The organism is Streptomyces sp. NPDC023481, from assembly GCF_055560195.1.
This window is the reverse complement of sequence record NZ_JBVHJE010000007.1, coordinates 137,436-157,458: the sequence shown is the minus strand read 5'-3', so window position 1 is coordinate 157,458 and position 20,023 is coordinate 137,436. Positions and strand designations below refer to the sequence as shown.

Sequence of the window (20,023 nt, the reverse complement as noted above, 5' to 3'; positions counted from 1 at the left end):
CGGTCCCGCCCCCGGGGCCGCTACAGGGTGCGCAGCAGCACCGCCGGCTGTTCCACGCAGTCCGCCACGTACCGCAGGAAGCCACCCGCCGTGCCGCCGTCGCACACCCGGTGGTCGAAGGTGAACGAGAGCTGGACGACCTGGCGGACGGCCAGCTCGCCCTCGTGCACCCACGGCTTGGGGACGATCCGGCCGACGCCGAGCATGGCCGCCTCGGGGTGGTTGATGATCGGGGTGGAGCCGTCAACGCCGAAGACGCCGTAGTTGTTCAACGTGAAGGTGCCGCCGGTGAGTTCCCCGGGTGTGAGGGTGCCCGCGCGGGCCGCTTCGGTGAGCCGGGCGAACTCGGCGGTCAGGGACTCGGCGTCGCGCGCCTGGGCGTCCCGGACGACGGGCACGACCAGGCCGCGTTCGGTCTGGGCGGCGAACCCGAGGTGGACCTGGCCGTGCCGGACGATCTCGCGGGCCTCGGTGTCGACGGAGGAGTTCAGCTCGGGGAACCGGGCCAGGGCGGCCGTGCAGATGCGGGCGAGCAGCGCGAGCAGGGAGATCTTCGGGCCGCCGGCCGCGTTCATCGCCGTGCGCGCGCGCAGGAGTTCGGTCGCGTCGGCGTCGACCCAGCAGGTCGCGTCCGGGATCTCCCGGCGGCTGCGGGAGAGCTTGTCGGCGACCGCGCCGCGCACGCCCTTGAGCGGGATCCGCACGCCCGCCTCGGCCCGGGGTGCCGCCTCGGGAGCCGTCTGTACGACCGGCTCGCCGGCCGGGCGCGTCGGCGCGGCCCCGGCCCGCAGCGCGTTCTCGACGTCGACGCGCAGGATGAGTCCCTCCGGCCCGGAACCGACCAGCTGTCGCAGGTCGACCCCGTTGTCCCGGGCGAGCTTGCGCACCAGGGGCGAGATCACGGGGACCGGACCCTCGACGAGCGCGGAGACGGGCGCGGGCGCAGTGGTGGGCTCGGGCGTCTGTGCCGTCGCCGGTGGGGTCACGTGCGCGGGGGGTGCCGCCGGCGTGGTCCCCGGCCGCTGCACCCGCCCGTTGACGCCGGCCGTGCCTGCCCGGACCCGGCGCCTGCGGGCCGCCGGGGCCTGCGTGCCGTAGCCCACCAGGACGTTGCCGGAACCCTCGGACTCCGCCGCCGGTCCTCCGACGGCGACCGTCAGCAGCGGTGCGCCGACGGGCAGTTCGGTGCCCTCCTCGCCGAAGCGGGCGGTGACCACGCCGCCGTAGGGGCAGGGCACCTCGACCATCGCCTTGGCCGTCTCCACCTCGACCACCGGCTGGTCCACGGCGACCACGTCACCGACCTTGACCAGCCAGCGGACGATCTCCGCCTCGGTGAGGCCCTCGCCGAGGTCGGGCAGCTTGAACTCCAGCACCTGAGCCATCAGCCCTCGGCCTCCCACTGCAACCGGGCCACGGCGTCCAGGATGCGGTCGACGCCGGGCAGGTGGTGCCGCTCCAGCATGGGCGGCGGATAGGGGATGTCGAAGCCGGCCACGCGCAGCACCGGCGCCTCCAGGTGGTGGAAGCAGCGTTCGGTGACACGGGCCGCGATCTCGCCGCCCGGCCCGCCGAAACCGGTGGACTCGTGGACGACGACGGCGCGGCCGGTGCGCCGGACGGCCGCGCAGACCGTCTCGTCGTCGAACGGCACCAGGGAGCGCAGGTCGAGGACCTCAAGGTCCCAGCCCTCGGCCCGGGCGGCCTCGGCGGCCTCCAGGCAGACCGGGAGCGAGGGGCCGTAGGTGATGAGCGTGGCGGTGCGGCCGGGCCGGCGCACCACCGCGCGCCCGATGGGCTCGACGTCCGTGGGCTGCTCGGGGTTCCAGGTGTCCTTCGACCAGTACAGCCGCTTGGGCTCCAGGAAGACGACCGGATCGTCCGAGGCGATGGCCCGGCGCAGCAGTCCGTAGGCGTCGGCGACGGTGGCCGGGGTGACGACGTGCAGCCCGGGCGTCGCCATGTAGAACGCCTCGGAGGAGTCGCTGTGGTGCTCGACGCCGCCGATGCCGCCGCCGTAGGGGACCCGGACGGTGATCGGCAGGGGCATCCGGCCACGCGTGCGGTTGCGCATCCGGGAGACATGGCTGATCAGCTGCTCGAACGCCGGGTAGGCGAAGGCGTCGAACTGCATCTCCACCACCGGCCGCAGTCCGTACATGGCCATGCCGACGGCGGTGCCGAGGATGCCGGCCTCGGCGAGCGGGGTGTCGGTGCAGCGGTCCTCGCCGAACTCCTTGGCGAGGCCGTCGGTGACCCGGAAGACACCGCCGAGGGTGCCGACGTCCTCGCCCATGACGTGCACGGTGGGGTCGGCGGCCATCGCGTCGCGCATCGCGCGCGTGAGGGCCTGCGCCATGGTGGCGGGCTTGACGGCGACGGTGGTCATCGGGCGCCGCCTTCCCGCTCGCCGTGCTGCTCCTGCTCGGCGTCCAGCTCGGCCCGCAGCAGGGCCCGCTGTTCGCGCAACTGCGCCGTGGTCTCGGCGTAGACGTGGTCGAAGAGGTCCATGGGGTCGGGTTCGGGGTCCTGGTTCATGCGGTCCCGCAGTTCGGCGGCCATCGTCTCGGCGTCCTGCCGGGCGGCCTCGATCCCGGCCTCGTCGAGCAGTCCGCGGGTGGTCAGTTCGCGTTCCAGCAGCTGGACCGGGTCGTGGGCGCGCCAGGCCGCGACCTCGGCGTCCTCGCGGTAGCGGGTGGCGTCGTCGGCGTTGGTGTGGGCCTCGATGCGGTACGTCACCGCCTCCACCAGGGTCGGACCGCCGCCCGCGCGCGCGTGCCGTACGGCGTCGCTCAGGACCTCGTGCACCGCGACGGCGTCGTTGCCGTCGACCAGCCGGCCCGGCATGCCGTACCCGACGGCCTTGTGGGCCAGGGAGGGCGCCGCGGTCTGCTTGGCGAGCGGGACGGAGATGGCGAAGCCGTTGTTCTGCACCAGGAAGACCACCGGTGCCTGCCAGACGGCGGCGAAGTTCAGCGCCTCGTGGAAGTCGCCCTCGCTGGTGCCGCCGTCGCCGACCATGGCGAGCGCGACCACGTCGTCGCCCTTGAGGCGGGCGGCGTGGGCGAGGCCGACGGCGTGCGGCAGCTGGGTGGCGAGCGGGGTGCTGAGCGGGGCCACCCGGTGGGCGTAGGGGTCGTAGCCGCTGTGCCAGTCGCCGCGCAGCAGGGTGAGCGCCTCGGCGGGGTCCACGCCCCGGGCGACGACGGCGAGCGTGTCGCGGTAGCTGGGGAAGAGCCAGTCACGCTCTTCCAGGGCCAGGGCGGCGGCGACCTCGCAGGCCTCCTGGCCGGTGCTGGACGGGTAGACGGCGAGCCGGCCCTGCTTGGTCAGGGCGGTGGCCTGCGTGTTGTACCGGCGGCCGCGCACCAGCTGTGCGTACAGCCGGCGCAGCAGGTCGGGCTCGGCCTTGCCGGCCGACTCGGTGCCGAGGACGCGGTACGGCTCGGCGTCGGGCAGCAGCGGCGCGGGGTCCATACGGGGCTGCCAGGCGGGCGGCGGCGATGGCCGGTACGCGCCCCGCTGCTCCAGAACCGTCATGACGGCACCTCCTCGTGGGAGCGGCTACGGGAGGCGCGTCGGCTGTGACTCGCCTCACCAACCGATTGTTCGGTCGCCGGCACATTTTGGCTACAGGCACCTCGAGGCTGTGGACAAACGGTTCTCCACAGCCTGGAATGAACGCAGAGCGTCCACGGCGGGGAAGCGGAGGGACATGGGACCTGAACAAATGGCCGACGGTCCGCAGGACGGCGCCGCGCTGCCGCCGCCGCGCCCGCTGGACGCCATCGATCAGGACATCCTGCGGATCCTCCAGGCGGACGGCCGCGCCTCGATACGGTCGGTCGCCGAACGCGTCCACGTCTCGCGCGCCAACGCCTACGCGCGCATCAACCGGCTCGTCGAGGACGGGGTGATCCGGGGCTTCAGCGCGCGCGTGGACCACGAACGGGCCGGTCACGGCACGTCGGCGTACATCACGCTGAAGATCGTCCAGAACACCTGGCGCACGGTCCGCGAGCAGCTCAGACAGCTGCCCGGCGCCGACCACATCGCCTTGGTGGGCGGCGACTTCGATGTGCTGCTGCTGGTGCACACGCCCGACAACAGGGCGCTGCGCGAGCTGGTGCTGACCCGGCTCCAGGCGATTCCCGAGGTGCTCAGCACCCGTACGCTGCTGGTGTTCGAGGAGGAGGACCTGGAGCCGCAGACCTGAGGGCCGGACGGCCGGGGTCAGCCGTGCCGCAGCCCCGAGAAGACCAGTCGGACCACGGCCTCGGCCACCTCCCGGTCGCTCGCGCCCCGCACGTCCGGCCGGTACCACTCCACGATGGAGTTGATCATGCCGAAGACCAGCCGGGTGGCCAGCCGGACCTCCACGTCACCGCGTACCTCCCCGTCGGCCGCGGCCGCCTTCAGCAGCTCGGCGACCCGGTGGTCGAAGTCGCGGCGCCGCTCCAGCGCCCACCGCTCGGTCTCGGTGTTGCCCCGCACCCGCAGCAGCAGCGTCACGTAGGGCAGCTCGGCTATGAGCACCTCGACCATGCGGCGCACGACGTGCTCCAGCCGGTCGGCGGCCCGCCCCGCGCGCGCGTGCTCCTCGTCCAGGATGCCGAAGAGGCCGTCCAGGGCGCGGCTCACGGCCCGCCGCAGCAGCTCCTCCTTGCCGCTGACGTGGTGGTAGATCGACGACTTGGAGATGCCGGCCGCCTTGGACAGGTGCTCCATGGAGGTGCCGTCGTAGCCGCGCTCGTTGAAGACCCGCACGGCGACGGAGAGCAGCGTCTCGGGGGTGTAGGTGTCACGTCGGGCCGTGGTCATGAGGTGCCCTCCTGCCGGCCGGCGGCGTGCCCGTGGCGGTACAGCGCGAAGGAGGGCGCGCACCGCCCGGACAGGTCGCGCAGGTTCATCTCCTCCAGCAGGTCGTGGGCCCACGTCCGGCCGAGCCTGCGGTTCCATTCGAAGGGGCCGAGGGGGTAGTTGACGCCGAGGCGCATGGCGGTGTCGACGTCCTCCTCGGTGGCCACGCCCTTGGCGACGGCGTCGTACGCGAGGTCGATGATCCGGGCGACCGTGCGGGCGACGATCATGCCGGGGACGTCGCCGATGACGCTGACCTCCTTGCCGAGCGCCTGGAAGAGGCCGACGGCCTCGGCGAGGGTCCGGGCGGGGGTGTCCCGGGAGGCGGACAGGGCGATGCGGGTGGCCTTGCGGTAGTCCGCCGCGAGGTCGAAGTGGACGAGGTCGTCGAACTCCACGGAGCTCCGGCCGTCGGCGAGGGCGAGCCGGCCGCCGCCGGGCAGCACCAGCCGGGCGCCGTCGTCCGCGGCCTCCTCGCGCACCGTGATACCCGCCTCGCGGATCATCGCGACCAGGTCGGCGGCCGGGCCCAGATCGCCCTCGGCGATGACGTGGGCGGGCGGCTGCTCCTTGTCGGCGGTGTGCGGTGCGGGGCGCTCGGCACCGTCCCGGTACTCGTACCAGCCCCGGCCCGTCTTGCGGCCGAGCCGGCCGGACTCCACCAGCCGGCGCTGCGCCAGGGAGGGGGTGAAGCGCACGTCCTGGAAGAAGGACCGCCACACCGAGTGGGTGACGGACTCGTTGACGTCCTGGCCGATCAGGTCGGTCAGCTCGAAGGCGCCCATCCTGAAGCCGCCCGACTCGCGCAGGACCGCGTCGATCGTCGCGGGGTCGGCCGCCTGGGCCTCGTGGACGGCGAACGCCTCGGCGTAGAAGGGCCGGGCGACACGGTTGACGATGAAGCCGGGGGTGTCGGCGCAGGCCACCGGGGTCTTGCCCCAGGCGCGGGCGGTCTCGTACGCGCGCGTGGCCGACGCGGCGTCGGTGGCGAACCCGGAGACCACCTCGACCAGCGGCAGCAGCGGCGCCGGGTTGAAGAAGTGCAGGCCGACGAAGCGGCCCGGGTGGCGCAGCGCCCCGCCGATCGCCGTCACCGACAGCGAGGAGGTGTTGGTGGCCAGCAGACAGTCGTCGGCGACGATCTCCTCCAGCTCGCCGAAGAGCGCCTGCTTGACGTCCAGCCGCTCCAGGACGGCCTCCACGACCAGGGCGCAGTCCGCCAGCTCCGCGAGTTCCTCCGCGGGCCGCAGGCGGGCACGGGCCGCGTCCCGTTCGGCGCCGGTGAGCCGGTCCTTCTCCACCAGCCGGTCGAGCCGGGCGCCGATCGCTTCGGCCGCGTCCCGGGCCCGCCCGGGGACGGCGTCGTACAGCCGCACGGGGTGGCCGGCGGCCAGCGCGACCTGGGCGATTCCCTGGCCCATGGTGCCGGTGCCGACCACGGCCACGGGGCTGCTGGGGTCGAGTGCTGTCATGTGCGCGATCCTCCCGCACGGGGTTTTCCACAGATGCGGCGGACCCCCTTGAACCGACCGATCGTTCGGTTACTCTAGCTCTGACCGTCCCATCCCGCTGCTCTTTCCGCCAGGTCCCGAACTCGACGAAGAGTTCTCCAGACGAGGAGTTGGTCCCGCATGGCCGCCGAACTGACCGCCCACGAGCTGATCGAGAAGCACCGGCCCACGCTCGACCAGGCCCTGGAAGCGATCCGCACGCGCGCGTACTGGTCCCCGCACCCCGAGCACCCCAAGGCGTACGGCGAGAACGGCAGCCTGGACGCCGCGGCGGGCAAGGCCGCCTTCGACGCCCTGCTGGGCACCCGCCTGGACCTGGGCCAGCCCGGCACGGACGACTGGGTGGGCGGCGAGGTCTCGCCGTACGGCATCGAGCTGGGCGTCACCTACCCGCACGCGGACGTCGACGTGCTGCTGCCGGCCATGCGGGCCGGGCAGCGCGCGTGGCGGGACGCCGGACCGGAGGTCCGCGCGGTGGTCTGCCTGGAGATCCTCAAGCGGATCAGCGACCGGACGCACGAGTTCGCGCACGCCGTCATGCACACCAGCGGTCAGGCGTTCATGATGGCGTTCCAGGCCGGCGGCCCGCACGCCCAGGACCGCGGCCTGGAGGCGGTGGCGTACGCGTACGCCGAGCAGGTCCGCACCCCCGGGACGGCCGAGTGGACCAAGCCGCAGGGCAAGCGCGACCCGCTGGCGCTCACCAAGGCCTTCACGCCCGTCCCGCGCGGCATCGGCCTGGTCATCGGCTGCAACACCTTCCCGACCTGGAACGGCTACCCGGGCCTGTTCGCCTCCCTGGCCACCGGCAACGCGGTCCTGGTCAAGCCGCACCCGCGCGCGGTGCTGCCGCTCGCGCTCACCGTCCAGGCCGCCCGGGAGGTGCTGGCCGGGGCGGGCTTCGACCCGAACCTGGTCGCGCTGGCCGCCGAGCGCCCCGGGGAGGGCATCGCCAAGACCCTCGCCACCCGCCCCGAGATCCGGATCATCGACTACACGGGGTCGACGTCCTTCGGTGACTGGCTGGAGGCCAACGCCCGCCAGGCGCAGGTCTACACGGAGAAGGCCGGCGTCAACACGGTGATCGTGCACTCCACGGACGACTACCAGGGCATGCTGTCCAACCTGGCGTTCTCGCTGTCCCTGTACAGCGGCCAGATGTGCACCACCCCGCAGAATTTGCTGATCCCCCGCGACGGCATCGCCACCGACCAGGGCCCCAAGACCTTCGACGAGGTCACCGCCGACCTGGCCCGCGCGGTCGACGGCCTGCTCGGCGACGACGCGCGCGCGAACGCCCTGCTGGGCGCGATCGTCAACCCGGACGTCAAGGCGCGCCTGGAGGCGGCGGCCGGACTCGGCGAAGTCGCCCTCGCCTCCCGCGAGATCACCCAGCCGGACTTCCCGGGCGCGGTGGTCCGCACGCCCGTCCTGGTCAAGCTGGACGGCGCGAAGCCGGACGACGAGGCGGCCTACATGAGCGAGTGCTTCGGCCCCGTCTCCTTCGCCGTCGCGGTCGACTCGGTGACGGACGCGGTGGAGCTGCTGCGCCGCACGGTCCGGGAGAAGGGCGCGATGACGGTCGGGGCGTACACCACGGACGCCGGGACCGAGGACGCGATCCAGGAGGTGTGCCTGGAGGAGGCCGCCCAGCTGTCGCTCAACCTCACCGGCGGGGTGTACGTGAACCAGACCGCCGCCTTCTCCGACTTCCACGGCTCGGGCGGCAACCCGGCGGCGAACGCGGCCCTGTGCGACAGCGCCTTCGTGGCGAACCGCTTCCGGGTGGTCGAGGTGCGCCGGGAAATCTAGGTCCTGTCCTCCGGAAGGGCCTGGGTGGTGGCGGTGCCGGTCGCGCTCCAGTGGTACAGCGTCATCCCCACGCTGGTGGCGAGGTTGTAGCTGGAGACCTGGGGCCGCATCGGCAGGCGCAGCAGGTGGTCGGCTCGGGCGCGCAGTTCCGGTGACAGACCGGTGCGTTCCGAGCCGAAGGCCAGCACGGCGTCGTCGGGCAGCTGGGTGCCGCGGATGTCCTCGCCCTCCGGGTCGAGGGCGAACAGCGGGCCGGCGGGCAGCTCGTCGACGCCGAGCCGCTCGACGGCGGTGGCGAAGTGCAGGCCCGCGCCACCCCTGAGCACCGTGGGGTGCCAGGGGTCGAGGGTGCCCGTGGTGACCACGCCGGTCGCCCCGAATCCGGCGGCCAGCCGGATCACGGCGCCCGCGTTGCCGAGGTTGCGGGGGTGGTCCAGGACCACGACGGGCGCGGTGCGGGGGGTTCGGGCGAGGGCGCGCAGGTTGGCCTCGCGGGACGGCCGTAGCGCGAGGGCGGCCACCCCGGTCGGGTGGGGGCGCGGGACGAGCGCGGCGTACGCCGGCCCGGGCACCTCCGTCAGGAGGGCCTCCAGGGCGTCGCGGACGTCCCCGGCCAGGTCCTCGGCGAGGGCGAGCGCGGTTCTCCGGTCGGTCGTGACCGCGACCGGTACTTCGGCCCCGAAGCGCAGCGCGTGCTTCAGGGCGTGGAAGCCGTCGAGCAGCACGGCGGTGTCCGCGTGTGCGCGCCAGCGGCTCAGCGGGTCGCTCATGCCGTGAACCCTACGTGGTCCGCCGTGCTCTCCTCGGGGGAGCGCGGGCCCGGGACCGTCCGGCCGGCCCGCCGGACGAGCCGCCCCCGCGCGCGGTCGGCCAGGTCGCCCACCCGCCGCAGGAAGGACGTCGGCAGGAAGACCGCGTCCGCGGTGATCATCGCCAGCGAGAAGAACGGCAGCCCGAGGACGACCGCGATCACCGCGTGCTCGGTCATCATCAGCACCAGCAGGATGTTCTTGGCCCGCCGGTTGAGCAGCGTGAACGGGAAGGCGATCTGCACCATGACCGTCCCGTAGGTCACGATCATCATGATCGTGCCGCTGGACGACATCAGGTCGGCCAGGGCAGGCCAGGGCGAGAAGTAGTCCAGGTGGAGCGGGTAGTAGACGGCGGTGCCGTCCTGCCAGCGCGTGCCCTGGATCTTGTACCAGCCGGCCGTGGCGTAGATCAGGCAGGCCTCCGCCATGATCACGGCCAGGGCGCCGTTGTGCAGCACGTTGGCGACGACGTCCAGCAGGATCCGCGGCTGCTCCCAGGCCGCCCGGCGGCCGACGGCCCACCACAGGCCGAGCCCGGCCCAGGCCGCCCACAGCAGCGCCGGGACCAGCCACTCGCCCTCGAACCGGCCGGTCAGCGTCACCGTGCCGAGCGCGCCGCCCAGCCCCGCCCACAGCACCGGGCCCACCAGGTCGGCGGGCACCCGCTCCCCGCGCGCGCGGGCCGCCTCGCCCTGGGCGGCGCGCCGCGCGTCCAGGGACCACACCTGGCCGCAGCGCGTGAACACCAGGTAGAAGGCCATCAGGTGCAGCACGTTGTCGCCGCCGTCGCCGACGAACACGCTGCGGTTCTGCAGCGACAGCACGCCCACCATGAACAGCACGGACGCGGTCCGGGTGCGCCAGCCGAGCAGCAGGGCCGCGCTCGCGAGGACGGCCAGCGTGTAGCAGCACTCGAACCACAGCTGCCCGTCGGACCACAGCAGCGCCGTGAAGGCGTGGTTGTCGGCGGTCAGCTGCCGGGCGAGGTTCCAGCCCCACGGCCCGGAGGGTCCGTACAGCTCCTGGCGGTGCGGGAACTCGCGCAGCAGGAACAGCAGCCAGGTCCCGGCGAAGCCGATCCGGATCACGGCGCTCTGGTACGGCCCGAGGGCCGCCTCCGTGACGCGGACGACACCACGCGACAGCATCGGGGAGAGAGAGTTCACCGCACGCCTCCCGCGGCCTCGTCGGACGTCAGGGACCACCAGGGCAGCACGCGGTAGGCGGGCTGGTCGGACACCCGCTCGCGGCTCCACGGCGGCGGCTGCACATTGCTGGTGCTGGAACGGACCTTCACGCGCTGGATCACGCCCTCCCGGCTCGTCGGGTCGTCCCGGTACAGGCGCATCACCACGATCCGCCGCAGGTACTGCTCGGACAGCGAGCCGCGCAGGCCGCCGGGGCGGTTGTCGGTGCCGTGCGTGGCGGCGAAGAAGTCCCAGGCCCGGCGCAGCTCGTTCTGCTGGGTGTGGCTGGGCACCGGGTTGCCGTCGATGGCGGCGCCGTCCTGCGCGGACAGGTCCGTCCACCCCGTGGTGCGCAGGGCGCCGTCCCGCATCCGCACCTCCGCGCGGACCTGTACGGCGATGTTCTGCTGCAGCGGGTTCGGTGCGAACAGCTTCCAGTTCTGCTCGAACTCCGGGTACACCCATTCCTCTATCGCCTTGCCGTGCTGCTTCGTCACCGTGTTCGCGGGGGCGAGGCTGAGAAACACCATCAGCAGGTGTGTACAGGCGGCCACGGCGACCACCGCGAGCGCCAGCGCGGCGACGACCTGGTAGCGACGGGAGAGCGCGGCGACACCGGTGCGGGCGGGCGCGGACGCGGGTGCGGGGGGCGGTGCCGTGGGCTCTTCCGGGAGACGCGTCCCGGCCGACCCGTCCGGGCCCTGTGGGCCCCGCGGATCCTCGTCGTACGCGTCCATTCCGTCCCGTCCCCCGTTTCGGCTCATGCGGTCAGCTCGGTGTGCTGCCCGGTGTCGTACCCGGTGTCCTGCTCGGTGCCGTGCCCGGTGCCGTGCCCGGTCGTGCTGCCCGGCCCGGCGGTACGGCCGAGCGGCCGGTCCGGTGGCGCGGCGCCGTCACGGGCGCCACACGCGGCACGAGCGCCGCGTCCCGGCGCCCGGACGGAACGGTACTCAGCCCCGGGCACCGGGCGCAGCCCCGGGTACGACCCGAATCCCACCGCGGGCCACCGCGGTACGCCCTCCCGACGCCACGCGCCTCGCCCACCAGCGCCCCCGCCACCCCTCCGACACGTTGTCCACAGGTGGGGCGAGGAGTTTTCCACAGCGGTTGACACCCCACCGCGGCCCGGCACACCATGGATTCGCACGGACCGAACGATCGGTCGGGACACTTCGCTCGGACAGAGTTCACCGCACAGCCCGATGTCAGGGGGACCGCATGGCCACAGCAGCCGCGCAACGCACGGCACCGGACACCGTCGACACGGCGGCCTACCAGCACGCCTTCGACGCGGCCGTGGCCGCCGACGAACGCATCGAACCGCGCGACTGGATGCCCGACGCCTACCGCGCGACCCTGGTCCGGCAGATCGCCCAGCACGCGCACTCCGAGATCATCGGCATGCAGCCGGAGGCCAACTGGATCACCCGCGCGCCCTCGCTGCGCCGCAAGGCGATCCTGATGGCGAAGGTCCAGGACGAGGCCGGCCACGGCCTCTATCTCTACAGCGCGGCCGAGACCCTCGGCACCAGCCGCGACGAATTGCTCGACAAGCTGCACGCCGGCCGCCAGAAGTACTCCTCGATCTTCAACTACCCCACCCTGACCTGGGCCGACGTCGGCGCGATCGGCTGGCTGGTGGACGGCGCCGCGATCACCAACCAGGTCCCGCTGTGCCGCTGCTCCTACGGCCCGTACGCCCGGGCGATGGTGCGGATCTGCAAGGAGGAGTCCTTCCACCAGCGCCAGGGGTACGAGCTGCTGCTGGCCCTCAGCAAGGGCACCCCGGAGCAGCACGCCATGGCGCAGGACGCGGTGGACCGCTGGTGGTGGCCGTCGCTGATGATGTTCGGCCCGCCCGACGACGAGTCGCAGCACTCCGCGCAGTCGATGGAGTGGAAGATCAAGCGCCACTCCAACGACGAGCTGCGCCAGCGCTTCGTGGACATCTGCGTCCCGCAGGCCGAGTCCCTGGGTCTCACCCTGCCCGACCCGGAGCTGCGGTGGAACGAGGAGCGGGGGCACCACGACTTCGGCCCGATCGACTGGACCGAGTTCTGGGAGGTCCTCAAGGGCAACGGCCCCTGCAACGAGCAGCGGATCACCCAGCGCAGAAGCGCCCACGAGGAGGGCGCATGGGTACGAGAAGCAGCCGCGGCCTACGCGGCCAAGCACGCCGGCGACACCGGTGGGACGGGAGCGACGCGAGCATGAGCACCACCGACTGGCCCCTGTGGGAGGTCTTCGTGCGCTCCAGGCGCGGCCTCTCCCACACCCACGCCGGCAGCCTGCACGCGCCCGACGCCGAGCTGGCCCTGCGCAACGCCCGCGACCTGTACACCCGGCGCGGCGAGGGTGTCTCGATCTGGGTCGTCCCGGCCGCCGCGATCACCGCGTCCTCGCCGGACGAGAAGGACCCGTTCTTCGAGCCGGCCGCCGACAAGCCCTACCGGCACCCGACCTTCTACGAGATCCCGGAAGGGGTGAAGCACCTGTGACCGCCACCGGCCCCGCCACCGTCCCGGTGACCGCCGCGCTCACCCTCGGCGACGACGCCCTGGTGCTCTCCCACCGCCTGGGGGAGTGGGCCGGGCACGCCCCCGTCCTGGAGGAGGAGGTCGCCCTCGCCAACATCGCCCTGGACCTGCTCGGCCAGGCCCGGGTGCTGCTGTCCCTGGCCGGCGACGAGGACGAACTGGCCTATCTGCGCGAGGAGCGCGCCTTCCGCAACCTCCAGCTGGTGGAGCAGCCGAACGGCGACTTCGCGCACACCATCGCCCGCCAGCTGTACTTCTCCACCTACCAGCAGCTGCTCTACGCCGAACTCGCCGTCGGCGCGGGACCCTTCGCGCCGCTGGCCGCGAAGGCGGTGAAGGAGGTCGCCTACCACCGCGACCACGCCGAGCAGTGGACGCTGCGGCTCGGCGACGGCACGGAGACCAGCCACGAGCGGATGCGCCGGGCCTGCGACGCGCTGTGGCGGTTCACCGGGGAGATGTTCCAGCCGGTGGAGGGCCTCGACGCCGACTGGGCCCGCCTGGAGGAGCGCTGGCTGGAGTCCGTGACCGACGTGCTCGGCCGGGCCGGCCTCGCCCTCCCCGAGGGCCCGCGCGCCGGCGGCTGGTCGGCGGGCGCCGGCCGGCAGGGCCTGCACACCGAGCCGTTCGGCCGGATGCTCGCCGAGATGCAGCACCTGCACCGCAGCCACCCGGGGGCGTCATGGTGACCGCCACCGCCCTGGAGGCGGAGCTGCTGGAGCTGGCCGGCGCGGTCCCCGACCCTGAACTGCCCGTGCTCACCCTGCGGGAGCTGGGCGTGCTCCGCGCGGTGCACCTCCGGGGCGCCGACGCGGTGGAGGTCGACCTGACCCCGACCTACACCGGCTGCCCGGCCCTGGAGACGATGAGCGTCGACATCGAGCGGGTGCTGCGCGCCCACGGCATGCGCGAGGTCACCGTCCGCACGGTGCTCTCCCCCGCCTGGTCGACGGACGACATCACCCCCGAAGGGCGCGAGAAACTCCGGGAGTTCGGCATCGCTCCCCCGCGCGTGCGCCAGGACGGCGGCCCGGTGCCGCTGGCCCTGGGCCCGGCCCGCACCCGGGACGCGGGCACCGCCACCGCCACCGAACCGGTCCGCTGCCCGCACTGCGGGTCGGCCGACACCGAGCTGCTGAGCCGGTTCTCCTCCACCGCGTGCAAGGCGCTGCGCCGCTGCCTGGCCTGCCGTGAACCGTTCGACCACTTCAAGGAGTTGTGATGGCCCGCTTCCACCCGCTGCCGGTGGCCGCGGTCGACCGGCTCACCGACGACTCCGTCGCTCTCACCCTCACCGTCCCGCCCGAGCTGCGCGAGGAGTACCGGCACGCACCCGGCCAGCACCTCGCGCTGCGCCGCCGGACCGACGGCACGGAGATCCGGCGCACCTACTCGATCTGCTCCCCCGCCCCCGATCCGGTCGGCGAGGGCCCGAGCAGCCTGCGGGTGGGAGTGCGGCTGGTCGACGGCGGCGCCTTCTCGACGTACGCGCTGAAGGAGATCGCCGTCGGGGACGAGCTGGAGGTGATGACCCCGGCGGGCCGCTTCACGCTGGAACCGGCGCCGGGTCTGTACGCGGCGATCGTCGGCGGCAGCGGCATCACCCCGGTGCTGTCCATCGTCGCCACGCTGCTGGCACGCGAACCCGGGGCCCGGTTCTGTCTGATACGCAGTGACCGTACGGCGGCCTCGACGATGTTCTTGGAGGAGGTCGCCGACCTGAAGGACCGTTATCCGGAGCGGCTTCAGCTGGTGACCGTGCTCTCCCGGGAGGAGCAGCAGACGGGGCTGCCGTCCGGCCGGCTGGACCGGGAGCGGCTCATGGGGCTGCTGCCCGCGCTGCTGCCGGTGGAGCGGGTGGCGGGCTGGTTCCTGTGCGGGCCGTACGGGCTGGTGCAGGGCGCGGAGAAGGCGCTGCGCGAGCTGGGTGTGGCGCGGGGCCGGATCCACGAGGAGATCTTCCACGTGGACGCGGGATCGGTTCCGGCGGCCATGGTTCCGGCGCCCGCGCACAGCACCGTCACCGCGCGCCTCGACGGCCGTGGCGGCACCTGGCCGGTGCGGGAGGGCGAGTCGCTGCTGGAGACGGTGCTGCGCAACAGGCCCGACGCGCCGTACGCCTGCAAGGGCGGGGTGTGCGGGACCTGTCGGGCCTTCCTGGTCGCGGGCGAGGTGCGCATGGACCGCAACTTCGCGCTGGAGACGGAGGAGACGGAAGCCGGATATGTGCTGGCCTGCCAGTCGCATCCGCTGACGGAAGGGGTGGAGCTGGACTTCGACCGCTGACGCGCCCCCGTCGCACCGGTCGCGCGCCCGCCCCCGCCCCCTCCCCCTCACCCGCCCCCTTCTCCGCGGCCGTTCCCTCCCTCTCACCCGTCCCTTCTCCGTGCCCGCTCCCTCCCTCTCACCCGCTCCCTTCTCCGCGCCCGCTCCCTCCCTCTCACCCGTCCCTTCTCCGTGCCCGTTCCCTCCCTCTCGCCCGTTCGTGCCCGTTCCCTTCTCCTAGAACCTGTTCTATCTTGACGGCCCGTCAGACCCACGCAGCCGCGTCCGGACGGCCGGACGTGGTGCCGGATGACCGGACCCGCCAGGAGGACAGGCCGTGGACTTCACCTTCACCGAGGAGCAGCGGGCGGCGGCCGAGGCGGCGCGGGGGGTGTTCGCCGGGGTCGCGCCGGACGCGGTGCCCAGTCCGGCGCTCACCACCGGCGCCGTGGCCGAGGGCTTCGACCGGGCCCTGTGGTCCCGGCTGGCCGACGCTGACCTGCTGAGTCTGCTGCTGGCCGAGGAGCACGGCGGGGCGGCCCTGGACGCGATCGCGCTGTGCCTGGTGCTGCGCGAGGCCGGCCGGGTGCTCGCCCGGGTGCCCCTGCTGGAGCACAGCGCCGCCGCCGCGGCCGTGCAGGCCTACGGCGACCCCGGGCAGGCCGACCGGCTGCTGGCCCGGGCCGGCCGGGGCGAGCTGGTGCTGACCGTCGCCGCACAGGGCCGCAGCGGCCACGACCCGGCCGAGCGGGCCGTCACCGCACGGCGGGAAGGGCCGGCGTGGCTGCTGGACGGGGTGCAGACGGCGGTGCCGTGGGCGTACGACGCGGACCTGGTCGTCGTACCGGCGCACGTGGAGGGCGCGGCGTGCGACCGGACCGTGCTGGCGCTGGTGCCGCGGGAGGCCGAGGGGCTGGTGCTCGCCGAGCAGGTCTCCACCAGCGGTGAGCGGCTGGCCGAGCTGCGGCTGCGGTCGGTGCGGGTGGGGACCGGCGAGGTGATCGAGGCCGACGGCGCCTGGGAGTGGCTGCACGCGCTGCTGGTGACGGGCACCTGCGCGCTGGCGCTCGGGCTGGGCGAGCAGGTGCTGCGGATGACCGCCGAGTACACGGGCAAGCGGGAGCAGTTCGGGTATCCGATCGCGACGTTCCAGGCGGTGGCCGTGCAGGCCGCGGACCGGTACATCGACCTGCGCGCCATGGAGGTCACCCTGTGGCAGGCCGCGTGGCGGATCGCCTCCGGGGCACAGGGGGCGCTGCCCGTCGCGGGCGACCTGGCGGTGGCGAAGATCTGGGCGGCGGAGGGGGTGCGGCGGGTGGTGCAGACGGCCCAGCATCTGCACGGCGGGTTCGGCGCCGACACCGACTATCCGCTGCACCGCTTCCACGCCTGGGCCAAGCACCTGGAGCTGTCGCTCGGCCCGGCGGCGGCGTACGAGGAACGGCTCGGCGACCTGCTGGCCACGCATGCCCTCGCCTGACATCCCGCACCCGACACCCGGCGCCCGACACCGGCCCCCGCCCACGGCCTACGAGGACCGCCGGGGTCGGCCTACAAGGCCCGCAGGCCCTACAGCCCTACAGCCCTACAGCCCTACAGGACGAAGCCCGGCTTGCCCTCGGTGGTGACGACCGGGCGGCCGGTGGTCTGCCAGTGCTGCATGCCGCCGTCGACGTTGACCGCGTCGATGCCCTGCTGGACCAGGTACATCGTGACCTGCGCGGAGCGGCCGCCCGAGCGGCAGACGACGTGCACGCGGCCGTCCTGCGGAGCGGCCTCGGTCAGCTCGCCGTAGCGGGCCACGAACTCGCTGAGGGGAATGTGCAGGGCTCCCTCGGCGTGGCCCGCCTGCCACTCGTCGTCCTCGCGGACGTCCAGCAGGAAGTCGCCGTCCTTGAGGTCCGTGATCTGGACCGTGGGCACACCAGCTCCGAAAGTCATGGCTCCGACGCTACCCGAAGCCCGGGGCGGGTCAGTCCCGACTCAGGAGGGAGGCCAGTTCCGCCTCCCGCCGGGCGATGTCGGCGCGCAGCCGGCCGGCGATCTCGTCGAGCAGCCCGTCGGGGTCGTCCGGGGCGAGCCGGAGCATGCCGGCGATGGCGCCCTCCTCCAGTTCCCGGGCGACGAGGGTGAGCAGCTCCTTGCGCTGGGCGAGCCATTCGAGGCGGGCGTACAGCTCCTCGGCGGGGCTCGGGCGGCGCTCGGGCGGTACCGGCCCGGCCGCCCACTCCGCGGCCAGCTCCCTGAGCAGGGCCTCGTCGCCGCGGGCGTAGGCGGCGTTGACCCGGCTGAGGAACTCCTCCCGCCGCTTGCGCTCCGCCTCCTCCTGGGCCAGGTCGGGGTGGGCCTTGCGGGCCAGCTCGCGGTAGAGCTTGCGGGCCTCCTCGCTGGGCCGTACCCGCTGCGGGGGCCGCACCGGCTGGTCGGTGAGCATGGCGACGGCCTCCGGGAACAGGCCGTCGCCGTCCATCCAGCCGTGCAGCAGGTCTTCCACGCCGGGCATCGGCAGCACCCGGGCGCGGGCCTCCTGGGCCCGGCGGGCGTCCTCGGGGTCGCCGGTACGGGCGGCCTTCGCCTCGGCGATCTCGGCGTCCAGCTCCTCGATGCGGGCGTAGAGCGGGCCGAGGCGCTGTTCGTGCAGACGGGCGAAGTTCTCGACCTCGACGCGGAAGGTCTCCACGGCGATCTCGTACTCGATCAACGCCTGCTCGGCGGCCCGCACGGCCTTTTCCAGCCGCTCCTCGGGGCGGGGGGCCTGGGAATGGTCGGCTTCCGGGGTCGTCACCCGCCCAGCGTAGCCGCTGCCCCCGGCTCGGCCCGGCGCGGTCGTCCGCCCCCGGCCGATCCCTCACAACGCCCCGGCCCACCCCTCACCACACCCCGGCCCACTCCTCACCACACCCCGGGAAATCCCCTCACCACTCCCCGGGAAAGCCCTCACAACACCGCCGGGGGATCCGCGCACCCCACCCCTCGGGGATCCCCGCACCCCACGCCCGAGGATCCGCGCACCCCACCCCCGGGGATGCCCGCACCGCGCCCCGGGATCCCCGCACCGCGCCCCCGGGGCCCCTCACACCCCCAGCTCGGCCTCGATGCGGCCCGCCCGGATGCCCGCGAGCAGGTCGGCGTGGTCCGCCTCCGTGCGGTCGGCGTAGGCGACGGCGAAGGCGGCGATCGCCTCGTCCAGTTCCTCGTTCTTGCCGCAGTACCCGGCGATCAGCCGCGGGTCGGCGCTGTGGGAGTGGGCGCGGGCCAGCAGGGCGCCGGTCATGCGGCCGTAGTCGTCGAACTGGTCGGCGGCGAGGGCGGCCGGGTCGACGCTGCCCTTGCGGTTGCGGAACTGGCGCACCTGGTAGGGGCGCCCCTCGACGGTGGTCCAGCCCAGCAGGGTGTCGCTGACGACCTGCATCCGCTTCTGCCCGAGGACCACCCGGCGCCCCTCGTGCGCCACCGCGGCCGTCTCGAAACCGGCCGTGGCCAGGTGCGGGACGAGCGCGGACGGGCGGGCCTCCTTCACTTGGAGGACCAGGGGCTCGTCGCGGTGGTCGAGGAGCAGGACGACGTAGGAGCGGGTGCCGACGCTGCCGGTGCCGACCACGCGGAAGGCGACGTCGTGCACGGCGTACCGGGCGAGCAGGGGGTGGCGGTCCTCGCCGAGCGTGTCGAGGTAGGCCTCCAGGGACGCGGCGACCGCGGCGGCCTCGGCGTCCGGGACGCGGCGCAGCACCGGCGGGGCGGGCACGAACCGGCGTCCGCCGTCCGGCGCCACCTCGGTCGACTTCGCGGCGAACCGGCCGCTGGTGTTGGCCCGGGCCTTCTCCGAGACCCGCTGGAGCGTGCCGAGCAGGTCGTGGGCGTCGGTGTGGGAGACGAGTTCCTCGTCCGCGATGGCGTTCCAGGCGTCGAGCACCGGCAGCCTGGCGAGCAGCCGCATGGTGCGGCGGTAGGCGCCGGCCGCGTCCCGGGCGGCGGCGCGGCACGTGTCCTCGTCGGCGCCCGCCTCCCGGCCGGCGAGCACCAGCGAGGCGGCGAGCCGCTTGAGGTCCCACTCCCAGGGCCCGTGCACGGTCTCGTCGAAGTCGTTGAGGTCGATGACGAGGCCGCCGCGCGCGTCGCCGTACAGACCGAAGTTGGCCGCGTGCGCGTCACCGCAGAGCTGGGTGCCTATCCGGGTCGTGGGGGTGCGGGCGAGGTCGTACGCCATGAGTCCGGCCGCGCCGCGCAGGAAGGCGAACGGGGTGGCCGCCATCCGGCCCACGCGCAGCGGGGTCAGCTCGGGTATGCGGCCGGTGTTGGACTCGGCCACCGCGCTCACCGCGTCGGGCCGGCCGGCGTCCGGGTCGAGCGCGCCGTGGGCGGAGCGCGGTACGGCCGCCCGCAGCGCCTTGCCCTCCGCCTTCGGCGAGCCCTGCGCCGGCCAGGGCGCGAAGCCGCGCACCCGGGGCAGCCGGCGGACACCCCCGTCCACCGCGCCCACTCCGTCCGCCTCGTCCACACCGGTTCCGGTCATCGCGACCGCCTCCCCCGAATCAACAGCCCACGCCCCCGTGGAGCAGGCGCCTGCACCAACCCCCGGCGGGGGAACGGTACATCGGGTGGCTGAAAGGCGTCAGGCAGGGCCGTCACCGCACGTGAGACCGCACCGGAGGGGCGATTTTCAGCCACGTCATCGATGGGCCGGACGGACGGCACGACCCTGGGCGCCCGCGAGTCGTACCGCAACCGAGGCGAGAAAGATCGGCGTTCACCGATCTCTTGCGAATGTCTCTACAGATCTTCACCATTCGGATACCAGTTCTTTTCGCGCCATTGTCGATCACCAAAACCGGCCACTGCCGGTTCGGCTGCGCATAAGGTGATCACCGCGCTGCGGACACCGACCAACGTCCGTCGTCGCGCTCTTACATCCAGCGACACGGGGGACACCGTCGCTGCCGGGGGAAGTGTTTCGTCATGCCGGGGTGCGATCGCGCCTGGCCGAAAACACACGTCCGCCTGCCTTCGTGCCCTCGTTCGCGCTGGAACCCCTGGCGCAC

The 20,023-nt window shown here is 73.6% G+C and carries 20 protein-coding genes; 8 read left to right on the top strand and 12 right to left on the bottom strand.

All coding sequences use genetic code 11. The features are described from left to right. Window positions 1-20: 20 nt before the first annotated feature. From ACZ3ZD_RS16685 to pdhA, 3 genes are read right to left on the bottom strand one after another with little or no spacing between them, the layout of a single operon-like run. Window positions 21-1,385, bottom strand: a complete 1,365-nt coding sequence (locus ACZ3ZD_RS16685) for a dihydrolipoamide acetyltransferase family protein (protein ID WP_467397531.1) — start codon at window positions 1,383-1,385, stop codon at window positions 21-23. Further along, window positions 1,385-2,389: an alpha-ketoacid dehydrogenase subunit beta gene (locus ACZ3ZD_RS16680; protein ID WP_467397528.1), complete on the bottom strand. Its 1,005-nt coding sequence runs from the start codon at window positions 2,387-2,389 to the stop codon at window positions 1,385-1,387. Before ACZ3ZD_RS16680 ends, ACZ3ZD_RS16685 begins: the two co-directional genes overlap by 1 nt. Beyond that, window positions 2,386-3,540: a pyruvate dehydrogenase (acetyl-transferring) E1 component subunit alpha gene (gene pdhA, locus ACZ3ZD_RS16675; protein WP_467397526.1), complete on the bottom strand. Its 1,155-nt coding sequence runs from the start codon at window positions 3,538-3,540 to the stop codon at window positions 2,386-2,388. The genes ACZ3ZD_RS16680 and pdhA overlap by 4 nt, the downstream gene beginning before the upstream one ends. A 190-nt stretch (window positions 3,541-3,730) precedes the next feature. Here pdhA and ACZ3ZD_RS16670 point away from each other — a divergent pair, with 190 nt between their 5' ends. Next, on the top strand, window positions 3,731-4,216 hold the full coding sequence (locus ACZ3ZD_RS16670) for an Lrp/AsnC family transcriptional regulator (RefSeq protein ID WP_467397868.1): 486 nt from the start codon (window positions 3,731-3,733) through the stop codon (window positions 4,214-4,216). A gap of 17 nt (window positions 4,217-4,233) precedes the next feature. Here ACZ3ZD_RS16670 and ACZ3ZD_RS16665 read toward each other — a convergent pair whose 3' ends face one another. After that, window positions 4,234-4,821, bottom strand: a complete 588-nt coding sequence (locus ACZ3ZD_RS16665) for a TetR/AcrR family transcriptional regulator (RefSeq protein ID WP_467397523.1) — start codon at window positions 4,819-4,821, stop codon at window positions 4,234-4,236. Then, window positions 4,818-6,332 (bottom strand): 3-hydroxyacyl-CoA dehydrogenase, encoded by a 1,515-nt coding sequence (locus ACZ3ZD_RS16660; protein ID WP_467397521.1) that lies wholly within the window; start codon window positions 6,330-6,332, stop codon window positions 4,818-4,820. The genes ACZ3ZD_RS16665 and ACZ3ZD_RS16660 overlap by 4 nt, the downstream gene beginning before the upstream one ends. A 159-nt stretch (window positions 6,333-6,491) precedes the next feature. Between ACZ3ZD_RS16660 and paaN the strand changes: the two genes are divergently transcribed. Beyond that, the gene (paaN, locus tag ACZ3ZD_RS16655; protein WP_467397518.1) at window positions 6,492-8,183 is read left to right on the top strand and encodes a phenylacetic acid degradation protein PaaN; all 1,692 of its coding nucleotides are present in this window, start codon (window positions 6,492-6,494) and stop codon (window positions 8,181-8,183) included. Here the strand turns inward: paaN and ACZ3ZD_RS16650 are convergent. From ACZ3ZD_RS16650 to ACZ3ZD_RS16635, 4 genes are read right to left on the bottom strand one after another with little or no spacing between them, the layout of a single operon-like run. Then, window positions 8,180-8,953: a TrmH family RNA methyltransferase gene (locus ACZ3ZD_RS16650; RefSeq protein ID WP_467397516.1), complete on the bottom strand. Its 774-nt coding sequence runs from the start codon at window positions 8,951-8,953 to the stop codon at window positions 8,180-8,182. The genes paaN and ACZ3ZD_RS16650 overlap by 4 nt on opposite strands. Beyond that, the gene (locus ACZ3ZD_RS16645; RefSeq protein ID WP_467397514.1) at window positions 8,950-10,161 is read right to left on the bottom strand and encodes an HTTM domain-containing protein; all 1,212 of its coding nucleotides are present in this window, start codon (window positions 10,159-10,161) and stop codon (window positions 8,950-8,952) included. Before ACZ3ZD_RS16645 ends, ACZ3ZD_RS16650 begins: the two co-directional genes overlap by 4 nt. Beyond that, window positions 10,158-10,919, bottom strand: a complete 762-nt coding sequence (locus ACZ3ZD_RS16640) for a DUF5819 family protein (protein WP_467397512.1) — start codon at window positions 10,917-10,919, stop codon at window positions 10,158-10,160. Before ACZ3ZD_RS16640 ends, ACZ3ZD_RS16645 begins: the two co-directional genes overlap by 4 nt. A 23-nt stretch (window positions 10,920-10,942) precedes the next feature. Further along, window positions 10,943-11,179, bottom strand: a complete 237-nt coding sequence (locus ACZ3ZD_RS16635) for a hypothetical protein (protein WP_467397509.1) — start codon at window positions 11,177-11,179, stop codon at window positions 10,943-10,945. Between the two features lie 221 nt (window positions 11,180-11,400). Here ACZ3ZD_RS16635 and paaA point away from each other — a divergent pair, with 221 nt between their 5' ends. From paaA to ACZ3ZD_RS16605, 6 genes are all read left to right on the top strand, one after another. Next, window positions 11,401-12,396, top strand: coding sequence for a 1,2-phenylacetyl-CoA epoxidase subunit PaaA (gene paaA, locus ACZ3ZD_RS16630; protein ID WP_467397507.1), 996 nt, complete (start codon window positions 11,401-11,403; stop codon window positions 12,394-12,396). Then, window positions 12,393-12,680: a 1,2-phenylacetyl-CoA epoxidase subunit PaaB gene (paaB, locus tag ACZ3ZD_RS16625; protein ID WP_014673816.1), complete on the top strand. Its 288-nt coding sequence runs from the start codon at window positions 12,393-12,395 to the stop codon at window positions 12,678-12,680. The genes paaA and paaB overlap by 4 nt, the downstream gene beginning before the upstream one ends. After that, the gene (gene paaC / locus ACZ3ZD_RS16620) at window positions 12,677-13,408 is read left to right on the top strand and encodes a 1,2-phenylacetyl-CoA epoxidase subunit PaaC (protein ID WP_467397504.1); all 732 of its coding nucleotides are present in this window, start codon (window positions 12,677-12,679) and stop codon (window positions 13,406-13,408) included. Before paaB ends, paaC begins: the two co-directional genes overlap by 4 nt. Beyond that, window positions 13,402-13,941: a 1,2-phenylacetyl-CoA epoxidase subunit PaaD gene (gene paaD / locus ACZ3ZD_RS16615; RefSeq protein ID WP_467397502.1), complete on the top strand. Its 540-nt coding sequence runs from the start codon at window positions 13,402-13,404 to the stop codon at window positions 13,939-13,941. Before paaC ends, paaD begins: the two co-directional genes overlap by 7 nt. Continuing rightward, entirely contained in the window at window positions 13,941-15,005 is a 1,065-nt protein-coding gene (locus ACZ3ZD_RS16610) for a 2Fe-2S iron-sulfur cluster-binding protein (RefSeq protein WP_467397500.1), read from the top strand. The genes paaD and ACZ3ZD_RS16610 overlap by 1 nt, the downstream gene beginning before the upstream one ends. 316 nt (window positions 15,006-15,321) lie before the next feature. Continuing rightward, on the top strand, window positions 15,322-16,464 hold the full coding sequence (locus ACZ3ZD_RS16605; RefSeq protein WP_467397497.1) for an acyl-CoA dehydrogenase family protein: 1,143 nt from the start codon (window positions 15,322-15,324) through the stop codon (window positions 16,462-16,464). 113 nt (window positions 16,465-16,577) lie between these two features. Here the strand turns inward: ACZ3ZD_RS16605 and ACZ3ZD_RS16600 are convergent, their stop codons facing one another. The 3 genes from ACZ3ZD_RS16600 to ACZ3ZD_RS16590 all read right to left on the bottom strand — a co-directional run bounded on the left by ACZ3ZD_RS16600 (window position 16,578) and on the right by ACZ3ZD_RS16590 (window position 19,497). Further along, entirely contained in the window at window positions 16,578-16,907 is a 330-nt protein-coding gene (locus ACZ3ZD_RS16600) for a rhodanese-like domain-containing protein (RefSeq protein WP_467397864.1), read from the bottom strand. Window positions 16,908-16,956: 49 nt separating this feature from the next. Further along, complete coding sequence (locus ACZ3ZD_RS16595) at window positions 16,957-17,769, bottom strand: hypothetical protein (RefSeq protein WP_467397495.1); 813 nt, start codon at window positions 17,767-17,769, stop codon at window positions 16,957-16,959. A gap of 288 nt (window positions 17,770-18,057) precedes the next feature. After that, complete coding sequence (locus ACZ3ZD_RS16590) at window positions 18,058-19,497, bottom strand: DUF2252 domain-containing protein (protein ID WP_467397492.1); 1,440 nt, start codon at window positions 19,495-19,497, stop codon at window positions 18,058-18,060. Between the last annotated feature and the right edge of the window lie 526 nt (window positions 19,498-20,023).